The organism is Mesorhizobium sp. M7A.F.Ca.US.006.04.2.1 (genome assembly GCF_004022915.1).
Lineage (GTDB): Bacteria > Pseudomonadota > Alphaproteobacteria > Rhizobiales > Rhizobiaceae > Mesorhizobium > Mesorhizobium ciceri.
Genome location: NZ_RZQA01000958.1, coordinates 1 through 2,193, shown reverse-complemented (window position 1 = coordinate 2,193; position 2,193 = coordinate 1). Strand labels below are relative to the sequence as shown.

The window sequence follows — 2,193 nt, the reverse complement described above, 5'->3', positions numbered from 1 at the left end:
GTCAAAATCCGCCACCGTCAGCGCCAAGGGATCCACCGGCTCCCAGCCATGGATGCCGGATGGCAGACAGAGCAGCGAACCGCGATGTGACATGTCGGCAAAGCGGAATCCGCCATTGCCGTAGGCTTCGATCGGCGCGCGGCCCGGGAAATGCGCCTCGCGGATGACGATGCCTTTGCTGGTCACCGTTAAACCTCTTCGGGGGGGCGCGTCAGGTCGCGACCGCCTTGCCGCCATTGACCGGCTTCTCCTCGTCGGCTGAAGCCTGCGGCCGCAGCTTGAACAGGATCAGCAGCGGTGCGGCGATGAAGATCGACGAATAGGTGCCGAAGATCACGCCGAACAGCATGGCCATGGTGAACGAGCGGATCACCTCGCCACCGAACAGAACCAGCGCCAGCAGCGCCAGGATCGTCGTCACCGAGGTCAGCGTCGTTCTCGACAGCGTCTCGTTGATGGCGTTGTTCAGGAGTTGCGGCAGCGGCATGCGCTTGTATTTTCGCAGATCCTCTCGGACACGGTCATAGACCACGATCGTATCGTTCAGCGAATAGCCGATGATCGTCAGGATCGCCGCCAGTGACGACTGGTTGAACTCCAGCCCGGAGATGACGAAGAAGCCGAGCGTCATGACCACATCGTGCACCGTCGCCACAATGGCGCCGACCGCGAACTGCCATTCGAAGCGGAACCAGACATAGATCAGGATGCCGAGCAGCGCGATCAGCATGGCGATCGTGCCTTGCTTGGCGAGCTCGCCGGACACGGTCGGTCCCACCACTTCGACGCGGCGGAAGTCATAATTATCCTGCAGCTCGCCGCGCACCTTGTCGATGACGGTCTGCTCGGCATTTTCGCCACCATCCTGCGTCCCGACGCGGATCAGCACGTCGTTCGGCGTACCGAACTGCTGCACCTGGACTTCACCGATGTTGAGTTCGGTCAGCCGCGCGCGGAGGTCGGCGAGATCGGCATTGCCGCTCTTGGCCTGCACTTCGATCAGCGAACCGCCCTTGAAATCGATGCCGTAGTTGATGCCGACGGTCATGAACAGCACCACCGACAGGATCGAAAGTGCGCTGGACAGCGTGAACGTCCAGCGACGGATGCCCATGAAGGGGATCTTGGTGCCGGGCGGAACGAAGGTCACCGGCGCCTTCGGCAATTCCTTCGGGCGAGCCCGGCGCAGCCAGATCGAGACCAGCAGACGGGTGAAGGTGAAGGCGGTGAAGACGGTCGTCAGGATGCCGATGGCATAGGTGATGGCAAAGCCCTTCACCGGACCGGTACCAAGATAGAACAGCACCACGGTGGCGATCAGCGAGGTGATGTTGGAATCGACGATGGTCGCCAGCGCCTTGGTGAAACCGGTATCGATCGCCTGGATGACCGAGCGGCCGGCGCGCCGCTCCTCGCGGATGCGCTCGTAGATCAGCACGTTGGAATCGACCGCCATGCCGATGGTCAGCACGATACCGGCGATGCCAGGCAAGGTCAGCGTCGCGCCAAGCAACGAGAGCACGCCGACGATCATCGCCACGTGCACCGCCAGCGCGATGTTGGCGAGGAAGCCGAGGAAGCCGTAGGCGACGAACATGAAGGCAACGACGAGGATAGAACCGATGATGCCGGCGACCTTGCCGGCATGGATCGAATCCTGGCCAAGGCCCGGACCCACTGTACGTTCTTCGATCACCGTCAACGTCGCCGGCAGTGCGCCGGCGCGCAGCAGCACGGCGAGATCGTTGGCGCTCTGGGCGGTGAAATTGCCGGAGATTTGGCCGGTGCCGCCGAGGATCGGCTCGCGGATCTGCGGCGCCGAAATCACCTGGTTGTCGAGGATGATGGCGAACAGCTTGCCGACATTTTGCGCCGTGGCCTGGCCGAAGCGCGCCGCCCCCTTCGAATCGAAGCGGAACGACACCACCGGCTCGTTGTTCTGCGAATTGTAGGTCGCCTGCGCATCGACGAGGTTTTCGCCCGAGACGATGACGCGGTTCTCGATCAGATACGGAACCGGCGGATCGTCCTGCGAATACAGCACCGACGAGCCGGCAGGCGGACGGCCGTTGAGCGCGTCCTGCACCGGCATCGACTGGTCGACCATCTGGAAGGTCAGCTTGGCGGTCTGGCCGAGGATTTCCTTCAGCCTTTGCGGGTCCTGAAGACCCGGCACCTGGACAAGGATACGGT

1 protein-coding gene and 1 pseudogene are annotated in these 2,193 nt (G+C 62.7%); both read right to left on the bottom strand.

The genetic code is table 11. From position 1 onward, the window contains the following. Positions 1-237: pseudogene (locus EN925_RS32810) on the bottom strand (hypothetical protein); the annotation flags it as partial. Then, on the bottom strand, positions 212-2,193 hold a 1,982-nt coding region (gene secD, locus EN925_RS32805; protein ID WP_128337239.1), incomplete at its 5' end, for a protein translocase subunit SecD. The pseudogene EN925_RS32810 and the gene secD, both read right to left, overlap by 26 nt.